The organism is Heyndrickxia camelliae (assembly GCF_002844575.1).
GTDB lineage: Bacteria > Bacillota > Bacilli > Bacillales > Bacillaceae_C > Margalitia > Margalitia camelliae.
This window is the reverse complement of record NZ_PIQO01000014.1, coordinates 18969-36104: the sequence shown is the minus strand read 5'-3', so window position 1 is coordinate 36104 and position 17136 is coordinate 18969. Positions and strand designations below refer to the sequence as shown.

At 35.6% G+C, this 17136-nt stretch carries 21 protein-coding genes; 14 read left to right on the top strand and 7 right to left on the bottom strand.

The genetic code is table 11. From position 1 onward, the window contains the following. Nucleotides 1-32: 32 nt before the first annotated feature. Nucleotides 33-740 (bottom strand): YhcN/YlaJ family sporulation lipoprotein, encoded by a 708-nt coding sequence (locus CWO92_RS16625; RefSeq protein ID WP_101355334.1) that lies wholly within the window; start codon nt 738-740, stop codon nt 33-35. Nucleotides 741-925: 185 nt separating this feature from the next. On the opposite strand from CWO92_RS16625, the gene CWO92_RS16620 reads away from it, so the two are divergent. The 3 genes from CWO92_RS16620 (at nt 926) to CWO92_RS16610 (ending at nt 2656) form a co-directional block, all read left to right on the top strand. Further along, nucleotides 926-1195 (top strand): YutD family protein, encoded by a 270-nt coding sequence (locus CWO92_RS16620; protein ID WP_101355333.1) that lies wholly within the window; start codon nt 926-928, stop codon nt 1193-1195. A gap of 141 nt (nt 1196-1336) precedes the next feature. Beyond that, on the top strand, nt 1337-1774 hold the full coding sequence (locus CWO92_RS16615; protein ID WP_101355332.1) for a DUF86 domain-containing protein: 438 nt from the start codon (nt 1337-1339) through the stop codon (nt 1772-1774). 117 nt (nt 1775-1891) lie between these two features. Beyond that, a complete protein-coding gene (locus CWO92_RS16610) occupies nt 1892-2656 on the top strand; it encodes a TIGR01457 family HAD-type hydrolase (RefSeq protein ID WP_101355331.1) in 765 nt (254 codons plus the stop codon). Nucleotides 2657-2684: 28 nt separating this feature from the next. Here the strand turns inward: CWO92_RS16610 and CWO92_RS16605 are convergent, their stop codons facing one another. Next, nucleotides 2685-3182: a phosphatidylglycerophosphatase A family protein gene (locus tag CWO92_RS16605; RefSeq protein ID WP_101355330.1), complete on the bottom strand. Its 498-nt coding sequence runs from the start codon at nt 3180-3182 to the stop codon at nt 2685-2687. Nucleotides 3183-3380: 198 nt separating this feature from the next. Between CWO92_RS16605 and yutH the strand changes: the two genes are divergently transcribed. Continuing rightward, complete coding sequence (gene yutH, locus CWO92_RS16600) at nt 3381-4394, top strand: spore coat putative kinase YutH (RefSeq protein ID WP_101355329.1); 1014 nt, start codon at nt 3381-3383, stop codon at nt 4392-4394. A gap of 62 nt (nt 4395-4456) precedes the next feature. On the opposite strand, the gene CWO92_RS16595 is transcribed toward yutH, so the two are convergent. After that, nucleotides 4457-4693 (bottom strand): NifU family protein, encoded by a 237-nt coding sequence (locus tag CWO92_RS16595; RefSeq protein WP_101355328.1) that lies wholly within the window; start codon nt 4691-4693, stop codon nt 4457-4459. 140 nt (nt 4694-4833) lie between these two features. Between CWO92_RS16595 and CWO92_RS16590 the strand changes: the two genes are divergently transcribed. Both CWO92_RS16590 and CWO92_RS16585 read left to right on the top strand, forming a co-directional pair. Beyond that, a complete protein-coding gene (locus CWO92_RS16590; RefSeq protein ID WP_101355327.1) occupies nt 4834-5160 on the top strand; it encodes a YuzD family protein in 327 nt (108 codons plus the stop codon). 120 nt (nt 5161-5280) lie between these two features. Next, a complete protein-coding gene (locus tag CWO92_RS16585; RefSeq protein ID WP_101355413.1) occupies nt 5281-5520 on the top strand; it encodes a YuzB family protein in 240 nt (79 codons plus the stop codon). A gap of 140 nt (nt 5521-5660) precedes the next feature. On the opposite strand, the gene CWO92_RS16580 is transcribed toward CWO92_RS16585, so the two are convergent. Next, nucleotides 5661-6341, bottom strand: coding sequence for a DUF2225 domain-containing protein (locus CWO92_RS16580; RefSeq protein ID WP_101355326.1), 681 nt, complete (start codon nt 6339-6341; stop codon nt 5661-5663). Between the two features lie 224 nt (nt 6342-6565). On the opposite strand from CWO92_RS16580, the gene CWO92_RS16575 reads away from it, so the two are divergent. After that, nucleotides 6566-6928, top strand: a complete 363-nt coding sequence (locus CWO92_RS16575; protein WP_101355325.1) for a HesB/IscA family protein — start codon at nt 6566-6568, stop codon at nt 6926-6928. Nucleotides 6929-7085: 157 nt separating this feature from the next. On the opposite strand, the gene CWO92_RS16570 is transcribed toward CWO92_RS16575, so the two are convergent. Beyond that, nucleotides 7086-8081: an NAD(P)/FAD-dependent oxidoreductase gene (locus CWO92_RS16570; protein WP_101355324.1), complete on the bottom strand. Its 996-nt coding sequence runs from the start codon at nt 8079-8081 to the stop codon at nt 7086-7088. 328 nt (nt 8082-8409) lie between these two features. Between CWO92_RS16570 and CWO92_RS16565 the strand changes: the two genes are divergently transcribed. The 4 genes from CWO92_RS16565 to spsC all read left to right on the top strand — a co-directional run bounded on the left by CWO92_RS16565 (nt 8410) and on the right by spsC (nt 11362). Next, a complete protein-coding gene (locus CWO92_RS16565) occupies nt 8410-9630 on the top strand; it encodes an NAD(P)/FAD-dependent oxidoreductase (RefSeq protein ID WP_101355323.1) in 1221 nt (406 codons plus the stop codon). A 187-nt stretch (nt 9631-9817) separates the two neighbouring features. Then, complete coding sequence (locus CWO92_RS25490) at nt 9818-9946, top strand: YuiA family protein (protein WP_158175261.1); 129 nt, start codon at nt 9818-9820, stop codon at nt 9944-9946. Nucleotides 9947-10160: 214 nt separating this feature from the next. Continuing rightward, nucleotides 10161-10484, top strand: coding sequence for a YuiB family protein (locus tag CWO92_RS16560; RefSeq protein WP_101355322.1), 324 nt, complete (start codon nt 10161-10163; stop codon nt 10482-10484). Nucleotides 10485-10633: 149 nt separating this feature from the next. Beyond that, nucleotides 10634-11362, top strand: a complete 729-nt coding sequence (gene spsC / locus CWO92_RS16555) for a stationary phase survival protein SpsC (protein ID WP_233269702.1) — start codon at nt 10634-10636, stop codon at nt 11360-11362. Nucleotides 11363-11448: 86 nt separating this feature from the next. On the opposite strand, the gene CWO92_RS16550 is transcribed toward spsC, so the two are convergent. After that, nucleotides 11449-12255, bottom strand: coding sequence for a cobalamin-binding protein (locus CWO92_RS16550; protein ID WP_101355320.1), 807 nt, complete (start codon nt 12253-12255; stop codon nt 11449-11451). Between the two features lie 121 nt (nt 12256-12376). Between CWO92_RS16550 and CWO92_RS16545 the strand changes: the two genes are divergently transcribed. Further along, nucleotides 12377-13879, top strand: coding sequence for a leucyl aminopeptidase (locus CWO92_RS16545; RefSeq protein ID WP_101355319.1), 1503 nt, complete (start codon nt 12377-12379; stop codon nt 13877-13879). A gap of 57 nt (nt 13880-13936) precedes the next feature. On the opposite strand, the gene CWO92_RS16540 is transcribed toward CWO92_RS16545, so the two are convergent. Next, entirely contained in the window at nt 13937-14161 is a 225-nt protein-coding gene (locus CWO92_RS16540; RefSeq protein WP_101355318.1) for a YczF family membrane protein, read from the bottom strand. Nucleotides 14162-14323: 162 nt separating this feature from the next. Between CWO92_RS16540 and CWO92_RS16535 the strand changes: the two genes are divergently transcribed. Beyond that, the gene (locus tag CWO92_RS16535) at nt 14324-15931 is read left to right on the top strand and encodes a spore germination protein (RefSeq protein ID WP_101355317.1); all 1608 of its coding nucleotides are present in this window, start codon (nt 14324-14326) and stop codon (nt 15929-15931) included. Continuing rightward, on the top strand, nt 15921-17132 hold the full coding sequence (locus tag CWO92_RS16530; RefSeq protein WP_101355316.1) for a Ger(x)C family spore germination protein: 1212 nt from the start codon (nt 15921-15923) through the stop codon (nt 17130-17132). Before CWO92_RS16535 ends, CWO92_RS16530 begins: the two co-directional genes overlap by 11 nt. Nucleotides 17133-17136: the final 4 nt, after the last annotated feature.

The window sequence follows — 17136 nt, the reverse complement described above, 5'->3', positions numbered from 1 at the left end:
AAAACTGCGTCTACATAAGACGCAGTTAAAGATTACAGGTTTCCATTATCATGCTGTTCATGGAGATCATCTTTGTTTTCCATATTACCATTATTTATATCTTTTGTTTCTCCGTTTTCATTTTCTCCAGTACTCATTTTATGGCCCTGTGGGGAACTATCTAACATCATTTTTATAGTTTGTCTAATAACCCTCTCCTTATTAGCATCACTGGATTTCATATAGGAAATATTCTCAACATATTGCTTTAGTGTTGGGTTATCTGTAACATAAACATGATACCAACGAGGTACTACTGAGAAGGCAGTTTTCTTCACTTGATCTGCCACGTTATTTCTGTCCTCTTTAGATTTGGCGTCTGTTCTATAGGAAATTAGAACTTCTTCATCTGTTACCAGTGTTGCTGCATCATGTACTTTTGGGTTGGTTACCGCAATCTTACTAATGGTATCAGCCACTTTTTCCCGATTAATCGTATAAATGTCTTGATATTTAATATTTTGGCCGGGAACTGGACTTTTAACATGACGGACATATCCAAATTCATTTTGTTTATCTGCACTCGTTTTTTCGAGACCTTTATTGTTCATATCCACACGTTCGTATTTATTAACCGTGTTTCCCGATTTTTTATACACTGCAGGATTTTCTGCAACATTTTTTCCATTATTATTATTACTACTGCAAGCGGCAAGCAGCGCTAAGCTAAGCATGGTTGCAGTGATCAATTTTTTGTCCATAAGTAGCACCCCCTTAATGAATATGGTGTGCACGTTTTTTTATTTTTCTCTTAGTAATTGATGGGGAATTAGTTATAATTTAATTATATAGTGAGATATTTATATTCGATTCTAATGGTATAAGGATCGGAATTTTTTTGGTAAATATTGAAAATGGCTAAAGCAAAAGGATGAGGTGACCCATATTGATATGTATTAATAATTTTTGTTATGAAATAATAAAAGATTTTCGCGATGGCTTTAATGAAGAGGCGTTTCGCACCCGCTACAGTGATATTTTAACTAAATACGATTATATAGTAGGGGATTGGGGTTACGGCCAGTTGAGACTTAAGGGCTTTTTTGCAGACGATAATCCGAAAGCGACTTTTGATACTAAAATAAGTGTACTAACAGAATACTTGTATGAATATTGCAACTTTGGCTGTGCGTATTTTGTTGCACAGAGAGTTTGAAAATAGTCTCCGCAATCTGGAGACTTTTCTTATGGGTTTATTATGAGGTATTCAAACTTAAATAATACGAGGCAAGATATCCTATTATTATTGTGTTAAAATATAATATGGATGAAGTGGAAAACGGAAGGGTGTATGTAAATGTATTTTGTAGACCGAGATAAAATAGAGGAAACATTGCAATACTTTGAGAACAAATTAACAATACTTCAATCCAATAATAATTGGGAAGATCAATTAGCAGAAATTGCATTGGAACGAATAGCACATATGCTTATTGAATCTATTCTGGATGTAGGGAATGCAATCATAGATGGATTTATTATGCGCGATCCAGGAAGTTATGAGGATATTGTCGATATTTTAACGGATGAAAAAGTAATAACGGATGAAATGTCTAAAAGTTTATTAAAGATTATTCTATATAGAAAAGTACTTGTACAGCAATATTTAAATGTTAATCATAGCGAATTGCTTGAAACATTGAAGGACTGTACACCTTCTTTAAATGAATTTCCAAAACGAGTAAGAGATTACTTAACAAATGAGTTAGGCCCTGTTTCGGCCTTTAAAAGCTAAACAAGCGCTTTCATAAAGAAAGCGTTTTTCTTATTGTAAATGGCAATTATATAAAATACAGAAACAAAAAAACCGTGAGAATGCACGTTTATTTGTACTGATAAAGGAGATAGCATAATGAAAGAATATCAAGGATATTTAATTGACTTAGATGGAACGATGTATCGGGGAACGGAAAAAATTGAAGCCGCAGCTGATTTTATTCAACGATTAAATAAAAAAGGAATTCCCTATTTATTTGTAACCAATAATTCTTCCAGAACACCAGAACAGGTTGCAAAAAAACTTAATGATTTTGAAATTCCTGCAACTCCAACTCAAGTGTTTACAACTTCCATGGCAACTGCCCAATACATGTATCATTTAAAACCGCAGGGCTCTGTTTATGTGATAGGAGAAGAGGGAATACGGGATGCTTTACAGAAGAAAGGATTTCATTTTAAGGATGAACAGCCAGACTTCGTGGTTGTTGGAATTGATCGTGAAATTAATTATGAAAAATTAGCACTTGCTTGTCTTGCGGTAAGAAGTGGGGCTACTTTCATCTCTACAAATGCCGATATTGCACTTCCAACAGAAAGAGGTTTTTTACCTGGTAATGGATCAATAACATCAGTCATTACAGTGTCCACCCAAACAAACCCTATCTTCATTGGTAAGCCAGAACCTATTATCATGGAGCAAGCGTTGGCCTTTTTAGGAACCAACAAAGAAGAAACGCTAATGGTCGGGGATTTTTATGATACGGATATTCTGGCTGGAATACGCAGCGGGATGGATACATTATTAGTGCATACGGGTGTAACAACAAAGGAACAACTAAAAGAAAAAGAAATTCAACCTACGTATTCATTAAATTCTTTATCCGAATGGATTTTATAAAAAACAGGGCGTGTATTTACACACGCCCTTAATCATTTTCAGCGCGATGTGCTAACCGACTGGAAGCTGCGGCAGCAATCGCTCCAACAATGTCATCTAAAAAGGTATGGCAATCCCCACCTGAATGGTCATTTAATTTCTTTAGTATTCCTGGTTTTAACTTATCAATATAGCCATAATTCGTAAAGCCGATAGAGCCATACACATTGACAATAGAAAAGGCGAGAATTTCATCCACTCCATAAAGGCTCTCGTCTACTGCAATGATGGACTGCAACGGTTCATCTAAAAGTCCTCTTTCTGCTAACATATCTAACTGAATACCAGTCAAGATTGCATTTTGTACCTCGCGCTTTGAAATTACACGATCTACATTTTCTATACATTCCTCTATCTTTAAATTAGGGTGATATTTTTGCTGTAAAAACAAAACAAGCTCCGCAATATCTTCAATCTCAACTCCTCGTTTTTTAAGCCAAAGTCTTGCTGTTGTTTCGGATACACTCATTGCTTGATTATTGTCCATATTGTTCACCTTTTTCTCTTTTTTATATTCCTCATTCTTCCCTAAAATGGTTCATTTACAAGGTGAAAAGAAAAATTTATCATTCTATTCCTTGTAATATACAACGTGATAATTAAAGGAATTACTTCATATATATGATTGAATACGGTTATATGCAATATTCTTCTGATATTATTATTCCTTGAAAGGGGTGTTAGAGTGTCGGTTGAGATATTAAAGCAATATTTTCAGATTGAGCCGGAAACTTCTTTCCTAGATGGGAAATATTTTAGATATCTAAAAGAAGGAAAATTATATACTCTGGTCCCTGTAACCCACATGAAGGAAGATGTCCTTGTGGAATTATATTTAATGGCAGAACATCTTTCCCGTCAAGGAGATCGAAATGTCTCGACATTTTGCGCTTCGAAGGATCAGAAATTTCTCATTACACATCAAGAGGAAGATTATGTTCTATTATTAAATGCATATACGAGAGTACCTTCCAAAAGAAATTTGGGAAGAAAATTGGCAAAGTTTCATCGACGTGGGCGTTCAATAGAGGTGCAAATTCAACATACGAGCAGCATTGGTCAATGGAAAATATATTGGGAGAAGAGACTGGAACAATTGGAAAAGGTATGGTATCAGGTCGTGCAAGAAAATCCGAATAATGAGTTTGATCATATGTTTGTCGAGACCTTTCCATATTATATGGGAATGTGTGAAAACGCCATTCAGTATCTGGTGGATACCGAATTAGACGAGGAAACGTTTGATATCGACGCGGGTACCGTTTGTCATGAACGGTTTAATAATGAAGTGTGGGGAAACCGAATGTGGATTAGAAATCCATTTGATTGGGTATTTGACCACGCCAGCAGAGACATTGCTGAATGGATACGCCATCAGTACTTTAAAAAAAGCAAATCATTTTTACCGGATGTGCAAACTTTCTTAGAGGATTACCAAAGTGTTACACCATTATCAAATTTTTCATGGCGATTAATATTTGCAAGGCTTTTATTTCCACTGCATTATTTTGAATGCGTTGAACAATATTACTTAACAAACTCTGAAAAGCAGCATAAACAATTGGAAGAACGCCTTCATAAATATAAAAGGGATTCTACAGAATATGAAAGCTTCTTAGGAACTTTTTATCGTCTAATGGGTAGAGATCCAAGTATATGGAATATTCCTGAAATTAATTGGTTTAATATCTCTACATAAAAAAGCGATCCCAAAAGGAATCGCTTTTTTTATCAGCTCCAGCGCTTGCTCTCGCATTACTATTAGAATACTTGCTCTACTTCCACTACACCAGGAACTTCTTCAAAAAGAGCACGTTCAATACCGGCTTTTAACGTAATGGTGGAGCTTGGACATGTTCCGCATGCGCCAAGTAAGCGGAGTTTTACAATGCCATCCTCCACATCAACTAATTCACAGTCACCGCCATCACGTAATAAAAATGGACGCAATTTATCTAATACTTCTTGAACTTGGTCAAAAATAGTTTCTTGAGACATTTGAAATCGACTCCTTTCCATAATCTTATTATAATAAGTTCAAGTAAAAAAATCTATTATCGAATTCGCATGTTTTAAAATGATTTCTTCTTCCTTTTCCTAAAATCTTGTGTAAAATAAAAAAGAAGGGGAGAAAAAAAGTGAAAAAACAAGTAAAAATCGTGGTTTATGGTGCGGAGCAATTATGTGCAAGCTGTGTAAATTTACCGTCATCGCAAGAAACCTTTGAATGGCTGCATGCGGCAATATCTAGAAAATATCCGAATCAACCTTTTGATATTATACATGTAGATATCTTTAATCCTCCGAATGAAGAAGAGCTTTCACAGTTCGCGGAAAGAGTGATTGAAGAGGATATGTTCTATCCTGTAGTGACATTAGAAGGGAATATTGTTGGAGAAGGAAATCCAAGGCTAAAGGATATTTACAAAGAATTAGAAAAATATGGGTATAGTCAAGCAGAATAAAACTAGAATTTTGAGGACTCTAATAGGGGATCCTCTTTTTTGTAGGGTTATTATCCTAATACGGTTTCATTGACGTTAAACCGGAAATGAAGTAGGATAATGATTGGTAGAGAGGTGATTATCTTGAACCCAATAATTGAGTTTTGTGCAAGCAACTTAGCAAGTGGTTCATATAAAGCTTTAGAAATATTGGAAGAAGACCCAAATCTGGATATTGTAGAGTACAGCTGTCTAGATTTTTGTGATATATGTGGAGAAGCTATGTTTGCATTAGTGAACGGTGAGTATGTGAAAGGTGATACTGCTGAAGAACTAGTGGAAAATATTTATAAATATTTGGAAGAAAATCCAATGTATTAAAAAGGAACAGAAATCTGTTCCTTTTTACTTTGAAAAGAAGGTAAAAATACTTTATTATATAAATCTTTATCTCAGTCCAAGACAACGAAGGTGAATTTACACTTATCCGTACACCGATGGGCAAGCCCCTTTCGTTTTTTTTAATTCATGACTTTACGCAATTCATTCCATTGATCTCGAGCCATTTCTATAATGGTTCTTTCGGAAACGGATGCTTGCTTCTCAATAACCTTCGAGAAGTAAAAGACCGCTTCTTTGTATGCTCCAGTTCTTCGTAATAACTCTGCAATCAAATATAGCATTTTTAATTCTGTCATCTGTGAACTTCTGAAATCATCATTGTGATAGGAATTGATATATTCTTGAACAGCCATTTGGAGAAAACGTTGTTCTTCCTCTTCTCCTTTCATGCGATAAAGCCATGCAATTCTTAGAAATAAACCAGCCAATGTAACCTTCTTCTCTTTTTTAATTACCGCACAATAGGAGGCAAGCTTATATGCATTGATTGCTTGTTGAATGGAGCGTTTTTGTCCGAAATCTTGAGGCTTCCAATGCTTTGTTACCTTTTCAATCAGTTCTGCCTTAATAACCGGAATAATATATTTCGAAAATTCATCGGAAAAAGAAAATCCACAATGCGGGCAAACATAAATATTGTATAATACAGGACTTATTTCCTTTGCCTTATAGTTAGGGCAGAAATCCTTATCATAGGATTCGACTTTCACAAAGCTAGAGCGTATTTTTAAAGAGGTGAATTCATTCTTGCATAAAAGACATTCAATATGCTTTTCATAAAAAGGTGATAAATGGTCCATTATAATCAGCACCCTAAATAGATTTCTGTGACATTAGAAGTATGTCTATATACTTATTATAAAGGTAAAACGGAAAAATGGAATATTAATCTAACTTGCTTTAACCCAAGTCCAGATAGTTGAGGGAAGTTTTTAAAGGGTATATAATAAAGGAAAGTTACATCAAATGAGCATATTATATGATGATAAATATACGTTTGAATGAAAAATGGAGGTGCTACAAATTGAGCGAAATTATCACTTTATCTCAATCGGCTGCAGATCAAGTAAAAGATATGATGAAACATAATGAGGAAGAAGGAGCATTTTTGCGAATTTCTATTAATGGCGGAGGCTGCAGCGGTCTTTCTTATGGGATGGGATTTGATCATGAGAAAAAAGAAGGAGACCACGAGGACGAACAATATGGTATATCCATCTTAGTTGATTCAGAAAGCGCTCCTCTATTAAAAGGCACGAAGATTGACTACAAAAATTCGTTAATGGGCGGAGGATTTACAATCGACAATCCTAACGCACTGGTTACCTGTGGCTGCGGTTCATCTTTTAAGACGGCTACTAACGCTGGTACTCCGGAATCTTGTTAATAAAAAACGCTGTTGATTTGCATAATCAGCAGCGTTTTACTTTCAAAATAAGAAAATATAAAATTTTTATAGAGTAGCTTATATTGTAATATAGTTTTCTGTCTAGCTCCAGCGCCTATTAGCAAGGGCTGGAGCTTTTCTTAATTTTAATACTTAATTACGTAAATAGTGATGTACTGTGCATTGGCTGCAAACGAGATTTTGGATCGATGAATGCCTTCGCATTGCTTACGGCTGTGGGAGCCTCACCAAAACCTGTAGCAATTAGTTTGATTTTTCCTTCAAATGTACAAACATCACCTGCAGCGTAAATTCCAGGTATATTTGTCTCTAATTTTGAATTTACAACGATTGAGTTTTTCTCGATTTCTAAGCCCCAATTTTTAATCGGACCAAGGGAGGAAATAAATCCGTAATTAACAATCAAATCGTCAAAATCAACGACTTCTTTTCTATCCCCTTTTACTTCTTCTAGTACTAATTGTTTTGCTTCTTTTTCATCTCCAATTAATTCAACTGGAACGAAAGGAGTTTTAATTTCTACTTTCGAAGCCTGAAGCGTTGCCACGCTATGTTCATGTGCGCGGAATTTATCTCTGCGATGGATAAGTGTTACCTTCTCCGCAATCGGTTCTAACATTAAGGCCCAATCAACTGCAGAATCTCCTCCACCAAGGATAGCGACTTTTTTGCCAGCAAATTGATTCATATCATTAACAAAATAATGAAGATTTTTCCCCTCATATTGCATGGCATTATCCAATTCGAGACGTCGAGGCTGAAAGGCACCTACGCCAGCAGTTATAATAACTGTTTTGGAATAATGGATTTCTTTGTCCGTTATAAGTTTAAAAGTTCCATCATCTAATTTTTCCAACTCGTTAACGGCTTGATCGAGACAAATAGTAGGAGAAAACATCGCAATCTGCTCTTTTAAATTTTCGACTAGATCTTGGGCTTTCACTTTAGGAAAACCTGCAACATCATAAATATATTTTTCAGGATAGAGGGTTGAAAGTTGTCCGCCTAGTTGTGGTAAGCTTTCTATTATCTTAACGCTTGTTTGGCGCATACCACCATAAAAGGCTGTAAACAATCCTGTTGGGCCTCCTCCGATAATGGTTATATCATAAACTTTTTGATCCTCTCTCAAAAGAACCCCTCCAATAATACATTTATTCCTATTTATCATATCACATCCCGTCCAGTACCACGAAATCTAAGATAACATGAATTTTCGGACGATGTTTTTAGAATTTTCCCAAGTTTCCCTATTCCTAAATAGATATTGAAAAACAAGGGTAAAAGACATATCATTAAATAGGGAATTATGTTAATTTTTTGTGACATTTTATTTGCCTATTATAATGGATATGTGCGGATTAGTGAAAAAATTCACAAACTGAATTGTAAATTGCTTATATATGGATGGAAAAACTTATTATCATCACTAAATAAATAAAAAGGTGGAAGTGATACAAGTGAGAAAGCCCAAAATCGTTGTTCTAGGTGCAGGATATGGCGGATTAATGACCGTCACTCGTCTCCAAAAACTAATTGGAGGCAATGAGGCTGAAATTATTCTTGTAAATAAAAATGAGTATCATTATGAAACAACCTGGTTACACGAAGCATCTGCAGGAACTCTACATCACGATCGTGTTCGCTATAATATAAATAAAGTAATTCAGCGCAATAAGGTGCAATTTGTTAAGGCTACGGTGGAAGAAATTAAATTTGATAAACAGCAAGTTATTTTAGATAATGGAGAAATCGATTATGACTATCTAGTCATCGCGTTGGGTTCAGATTCTGAAACTTTCGGTATTCAAGGACTTGAAAAATATGCTTATGCTATTACAAATGTAAATGCTGCCCGTCAAATTCGAGAACATATTGAATATCAATTCGCAACATATCACAATGAAAATGAAAAAAACGATGACAGATTAACCATCGTTGTAGCTGGTGCTGGATTTACAGGAATTGAATTTTTAGGTGAACTTACCAACCGAATACCAGAACTTTGTAAGGAATATGATGTGGAACGTTCAAAAGTTCGGTTAGTCTGTGTGGATGCATCTCCGATGGTATTGCCACAATTTGATCGTGATTTAGTAAATTATGCGACATCTCTTCTAGAGAGCAAAGGCGTTGAGTTTTATCCAGGAACCATTGTTCAACAAGTGAAGGAGGACAGCGTCCTAATATGTAAAAAAGGGGAAGATCAACTGCAGGAAATAAAATGTGGAACTGTAATTTGGTCTGCCGGTGTTCGAGGCAATTGCATTATTGAGAAATCAGGGATTGAGAATATGCGTGGACGTGTAAAAGTTAACCATGATTTACGCATACCGGATAAAGATAATGTTTTTGTTATTGGTGATTGCTCCCTTATTATCAATCAAGAAAGTAATCGCCCATATCCGCCTACTGCGCAAATCGCTATGCAGCAAGGAGAAGTATGTGCCAAAAACCTTGTGAAGCTTGTACATGGTCAAGATAATTTAGAATCATTTGTTTTTGATGATAAGGGTACGGTATGTTCTCTCGGTGAGGATGATGCAATTGGTGTTGTTTTCGGTAAGAAAATAAAAGGATCTAGTGCTTCTATTATGAAAAAAGTTGTCGATAACCGTGCGTTATTTATGGTAGGGGGCACCTCACTTGTATTAAAAAAAGGTAAATTTAAATTATTTTAATTAGCTAAAGTCGGTGGAACCTACCGGCTTCTTTTTTTGTTTTTAAAATATTTAGAAAATTAGAGATTGGATGTGTATGAGTGAAAAAACAGTACTTGTATTCGCTTACATTACAGAAATTAAGTGTTTACTGTTTAGGTAAAAAGATGATATATTATCAGAAAATTTAAAAAGGAGTGGATATACAATGAAGAGGAAAACATCGGCTCCAGATACTGATAATTGTACTTACTGTTCAGGAAAAGGATACTTTCAGTTATTGTTAGGCGGGTCTGAAACATGCCCGTGCTGCAGTGGAACGGGCAAAAAAAATTAGCATCTATACAAGTTTTTGGAGAGTACCATGAAGGTGGTACTCTTTTTATTTAAGTCTCAGTGAAATTACCATTCAAATATGACTCAGTCGTAGATTGAGTTCAATGAACTTCCGCATTTCTGATAAATTGTTCAAATCTTCTTCATTGACTCACAATACATCTATTTAGTACACTTTATTTTAGTGTGCATTGCTAGTGTAGGAGGTGTTATAGATGCCAATGACGATTCCGGTTTTGATTATTTCCATGCTATTGTTTTTCGTATTATTTTTTGGAATTGGCTTTATTTTAAATATGCTATTGCGAATGACATGGTTAATGTCCTTTATCTACCCGATTATTGCCTTATTAATTATTGATGATGTTCGTTTTATTGATTATTTTACCGATACGAGTAATGCCTTTCATAAGCTAGGTGTTAAATTAACATCTCTGCATCCATCCGATATTATTATATTAATATGTGGATTTATTGGTGCAATTGTTGCAGGTATTACAATGAAAACATTGCGAAAAAAAGGATATCGAATGTTTTAAGCCTTTACCTTTGTAATGGCTTTTTTATTTATAAAAATTAAACAGATTATTTAAATTCATTAGAATTTTATGTTTTTTTCACTTCCGATGAATATTTTAAATGAGATTGGGAAAGTAATAGATTTGGGAGGAGTGAAGAAAACATGAAAATGAATAAAACAGTAAAACGAGTATTAATGAGTGTACTTTTTTGTCTAGCAGTAGTGACAACCTTTCAAACACTTTCTGGCATTAAAGCGAAGGCAGCAACAGCAGATCTAGAAACAGAGGACATCTCTAATGGACAAGCTGCTCAAAATAACAACCAAGCGGACAACAGGACTTATCATAATAATAGTTATAAATCTTTAGATATTTCATTAAAATCGTTAAATCATATTGACACTATAAAAACGCAAATTTCATCGAGTGCATCTGTTAAGGGAAATCCACCAAAATTAGAGGATGCTTTTAATTGGTCGGAATATCCAAAAGTAACGGTTACAGCAACAGGTTACACAGCTGGAGTGGAATCGACAGGGAAATACGCGAATGACCCTGAGTATGGTATTACTTATTCGGGCGTAAAGGTTAAAAGGGACTTGTATTCAACCATTGCTGCAGATCTTAATGTATTTCCGATTGGGACCATACTGTTTATCCCTGGATATGGTTATGGAGTGGTAGCAGATAAGGGTGGAGCTATACAAGGAAATAGGTTGGATTTATATTATGAAACAGTAGATGATGTTTATCAACAATGGGGTAAAAAGACTCTAGAAGTATATGTTGTTCAAAAAGGAGACGGCAAGCTGACAGAAAAGGAACTGACAGCATTAAATGATAATAAAAAAATGCAAGTATTTAGACAGCAATATGTAAAAATGAAAAAAGAATAATGGCTGATTGTATCGTCTATGATTCGCAGTGAAAATTATATTTAGGATGGAAGGCAGGTAAGGGATAGTCCTTACCTGTGTTATTTTTATCTTCTGAATGAATCATGCTGAATATCAGCGTAATATTTAGGATGAAGGAGTTTTCCTAATCGGTTAATTCCTGTAAGTAGCCGGGGAGAGGGTCGGCAATATAGGGATTCTTCAAGCACAAGAATATGATTATTTTGTACTGCTCGCATCGTTTCCCAATGTGGCCTTTTTTTTACTAAATTAGGATTTACCTTTGCTTGCTGAATACCAACCCAGGCAAGACATATATAATCTGGATCTCTTTTGAATACATCCTGCCAGTCTGTTTGAACACTTGCCAAATGAATATCAGCATATACATTTTGACCGCCGGCAAATTGACTGACCTCTGTTAGCCAATTTATTCTGCCAGGTGTAAAAACTGGTTTCGGCCACCATTCCCAATAAAGTGTATAGGGTTGAGGAATCGCAGAAGATATTTTTCCGTACTTTTCAAGTTCTTGAAGAAATTGTCCAGATGCAATCTTTCCTCTCTCAGACTGCCCAATTGCTGCACCGACTTTAACTAAATCATCGGCTATGTCGTGCAGACTTTGCGGATTTAAAACAATATGGGGAATGTTTCGATTTTTTAATTCCTCCACATTCTTTTCCATCCCAGGTACGCTTAATGAAGCTAAAACCAGATCGGGCTTGAGTGCTTCTAGATCATCCATTCTAATCGATAAATCTGGTCCCAATTTCGGCAATGATTGGATGGTTTCTGGCCAATCAGAAAAATCATCAATTCCCACAAGCAAGTATAGGGAGTCTAAATAGGCTAAAAGTTCAGTGTTACTTGGACAAATAGAGATAACCCTCATCATACACCTCGATTAAGAAATAGAATATTATCATTTTATCATTCTTTAAATTCTGACAAAAGTTCACTTTTATTCGAAAATACCTCTTTATTCCTTTATAATAGTATGGAGGTGATTTAGGATGTTTCAATTTGAAAATAAAAATAATCCTTTTGAAAATGAACAGGAAGCTATTATTGTAGGCTTGAAAGATCAACCAGAAAAGTTTTCTGGGAAGTTGGAATTTTTAGATACAGCATTTGATCATCAATTAACAGAGCTTGTGAAATCAGGAGATATTTCTGCTAAGCTAAAGGCTGTGTCAAAAGTACATACATTTGGAAAAATTGCCGCAAAACGAATCTTTTTTGCTGGACTGGGAAAAGAGAAAAAATTGAGCTTTGAAGAATTAAAGCAAGTATTTGGGAAGACATTTAAAGAGGTAAATAAATTAGGAGTTAAGAATGTTGGGGTAGCATTGGACACATTTGTGACGGGAAATTTTTCGCATGAAGATGTTGCCCATGCATTAAGTGAGGCTTTTATTTTAGCTACATATAAATTTGATGGCTATAAGCAAAAGTCCAATGCGCCTGAAAAGAGTATCGAGAAAATCAGTATATATAGTGAGGCAGAATCTGGTGAATTAGAAGCTGCAGCAACAGTTGGTTTTGCTTATGGAAAAGCTACCAATTCGGCCAGATCCTTAGTTAATCTGCCTGGAAATATGTTAACTGCTACGGATTTAGCAAATTATGCTGTGGAGCTTGCGAACAGATACGAATTTGAAGTAGAAATACTCGAAAAAGAAGATATGGAAAGGCTCGGGATGGGTGCACTTTTAGCGGTCAATAAAGGATCGGTAGAACCGCCAAAAATGATTGTATTAAAATATCAAGGTAAAGAAGAATGGAAAGATGTTATTGGTCTTGTTGGAAAAGGTATAACTTTTGATACTGGTGGTTATTCCTTGAAAACAAAGGCAGGAATCGTTGGAATGAAAACGGATATGGGCGGTGCAGCAGCTGTATTAGGGGCTATGGAAGTAATTGGCGAGTTAAGACCTGAGCAAAATGTCGTAGCGGTTATTCCATCGACAGATAATATGATTAGTGGTTCGGCTTTTAAGCCAGATGATGTTATTACTTCCATGAATGGTAAGACGATTGAAGTGTTAAATACAGATGCTGAAGGCCGTTTGGTGTTGGCAGATGCTGTTACTTATGCCAAGCATCATGGTGCGAACTATTTAGTAGATGTCGCTACTTTAACCGGAGGTGTCATTACAGCACTTGGATTAGATAAAACAGGTGCTATGACCAATAATGAAGCATTCTATGAGCAAGTATTAGAAGCCTCTTTTGAAGCAGGAGAATTTATTTGGCTGCTTCCTTATACAGAGAATGATAAAAAACGGATACGAAACAGTAAAATCGCCGACTTAAATAATTCACCTGGCAGTGAAGGACATGCGATTATGGGCGGTGGTTTTGTCGGTGAATTCGCGGAGGATACTCCATGGGTACATCTAGATATTGCCGGAACCGCTACAACGAAACAGGACCATGATTTAGGACCATCTGGAGCAACCGGTGTGATGGTGCGTACTTTAGCCTTGCTAGTGGAACGCTTTGAAACAATATAATTTTTTAAAGGAAGCTGATGATATCATTGGCTTCCTTTTTTTTTGAGAAGAGTTAGATTATCCTTTTTGTTTTCGCTTTTTACGAAAATCAAGGATCATAGAAAAAACTAAAATAAGAAATAGCAATAAAAGTAACAGCTTTTCAACCGGTTCCATTACAAAAAAAGAATGAACAGGGTTAAGTAATGCACTATGTAAAGAATAGCCTAACAATCTATCTAGCACGACTGTAATCATAACTGGGAAAATAAGCATCACTATCATGGAAAGTATTATTTTCATGCTTTTCTCCCCTTTCATTCGAGATGAGTGCTATTTGTTTTTATCCTTGCCGAGGAGAAGAATCATATACGAATACGTTGTCATTTTCTCTTACTATATTTTGTATAATTGACCGCTTTATAACAAACAATTTTAAAGAGTAAATGAAATAGTAAATGGGGAATGACATTGCCTTCTTTTTGGAAGATGAATAGAAAAAAGCGGATAAACAGCGCAAATCGGGAAAAAAGTGGACAGTCAAATGATATTCCACAACACATTCTTGTAACCAATTTAGAAAGTAACTTAAAAATCCTTAGAAACATTACAGGAAATAGTTCTGATATTATAATTCGCAGATTAATGATTGAGGCTATACATAGACAGGGAGCTATCGTTTATTTAGACGGACTGGTAAATACAGATATTATAAGCGAATCATTAATGGAATCCCTAATTCATGAAAAAAGTGTTATGAATGAATATTCAAAAGCGAATCTTTTACAAATAATCCAAGAAAAAATCATTACAGTTGGAGACATTAAAACAGTTCGTCAACTGGATGAATTATTTCATCATCTTTTATCTGGAGAAGCCATTATATTGATTGATGGATTTGACACCGCATTAAGCGCGAGCACCAGAGGGGGGGAAATACGACAAGTACAAGAGCCAAGCACCGAGCTTACTGTAAGGGGACCAAGAGATGGCTTTACAGAATCTATTCGCACTAATACTGCATTAGTAAGAAGAAGAATTAAAAATCCAAATTTATGGTTAGAATCAATGAAAATTGGAAAGGTAACAAAAACAGATGTAAATATTATGTATATTCACGGTATTGCAGATGAAGCTGTTGTCTCAGAAGTTCGAAATCGCTTAAAGAAAATTGATATTGATAGCATACTGGAGTCGGGCTATATAGAACAGTTTATAGAGGATAAAACATTTACAATATTCCCAACGATTTATCATTCCGAAAGGCCAGATGTTATAGCGGCCAATATATTGGAAGGAAGAGTTGCTATTTTTGTAGACGGTACTCCATTTGTAATGGTTGCACCAGCGTTATTTATCCAGTTTTTTCAAGCAGCTGAAGATTATTATTCCCGTTCCGATATTTCTACTGCGATTCGCTTTTTGAGGGTTATCGTTTTTTTTATTTCTTTAATTGGACCTGCCACATATGTAGCGGTTACAACGTTTCATCAGGAAATGATTCCAACCCTTTTGGTAATCACCATAACAGCCCAACGGGAGGCGGTACCATTTCCCGCCATCATTGAAGCTATTATTATGGAAGTTACCTTTGAAATTTTAAGAGAGGCTGGCCTTCGTTTACCAAGACCGATTGGGCAAGCAGTATCGATTGTAGGAGCGCTCGTAATTGGACAGGCAGCTGTTCAAGCAGGGCTAGTGTCGCCGGCAATGGTTATTGTTGTTTCGATTACTGCTATTGCAAGTTTTGCTACTCCATCTTTTGCCATTGCTATTTCCGCCCGTCTGATTCGTTTTATCATAATGCTGTTGGCAGCAGTATTGGGTTTTTATGGGGTAATGATTGGGTTAATATGGATGGCTATTCATTTATGCAGTCTCCGTTCATTTGGAGTCCCATATATGTCTCCAGTTGCTCCTTTAATCAGAAAAAATTTATTAGATACCGTCATTCGTGCTCCAATTTGGCTAATGAAAGAGAGACCTAGATTAATTAGTCAAAAGAATATGAACCGAGTTGGAAGGGCCCAATACCCTCCAGAAATAAATAAAGGTGAAAAAAATGAAGACTAAATATCCATTATTAATCATTTGTATTATTTCGACAGTATTGATTTCCGGTTGCTGGGGTAAAAAGGAATTAACGGATATTGCTTTTATTATTGCGGTAGGACTGGATAAAGCAGAAGATGGTGATTACATCGCGAGTTTCCAAATTGTAAATCCGGGAAACGTAGCTGGATCGGCACAATCGGGTGGCCAAGGACTGCCTGTTGCGGTATATAAAACAAAAGGAAAAGATTTGGTTTCCTTGGCCAAATTGGGATCAAAGCGGGTATCAAGAAGATTATATTTTGCACATACCAATTTGGTTGTTATCGGAGAAGAGTTGGCTAAGGAAGGGATGCTTGATCTTTTTGATGCATTAGAAAGGGACAAGGAATTCAGAATTACGACAAGTATAGTGATTGCAAGAAATGGAACAGCCGAAGATTTGTTAAAATTATTAACACCCATTGATAAAATACCTGCAAATAAAATCATTAAAACAATTCTTTTTACAGAAAAGACAATTGGAGAAAACATTGATGTTAATGTCAATGACGTTATTACAGGCTTTGTTTCCCCAGGACGCGAGCCAGTGATTAATGGTTTTTCTATTTATGGAGATAAAAATATAGGTGGCACTATGACAAACCTAAGCTCCACAGAGCCTTCAGCTTATTTAGGAGCAAATGGACTGGGATATATTAAAAATGGGAAATTAGTAGATTGGGTCACAGGAGATAATGCAAAAACGGTTGGATTTATTCAAAATAAAACAAGATCTACTTCCGTTCAAATACCTTGGAAGGGTAAGGAAAATGCAATTGTATATTCTATTCAAAATCAACATACGGATTCAAAACCTTCCTTACAAAATGGAAAACCATCTATAACTGTAAATATTCAAAGTGAAGGGATTATTGCTCAAGCAGATTTACCTATAGACCTTACCGACCCATTAGTTCTAAATAAGCTAAACCAGCAATTAGAAACAGCTATTGAAGAAAAAGTCCTGCAAGGGATAAAAAGAGCACAAAAAGACCGCTGTGATGTATTTGGCTTTGGAGAAATGTTTTATCGTAAATATCCACGGATGTGGAATGACATGAAAAAGAATTGGAATGATGCGGGTTTTAAAAATCTACAAATAAAAGTGAAAGCAAAGGTATATATTCGCCGTTCGGAATTACGAAATAAACCATTTTTGCCCAATATGGATAACAATTAAAGGC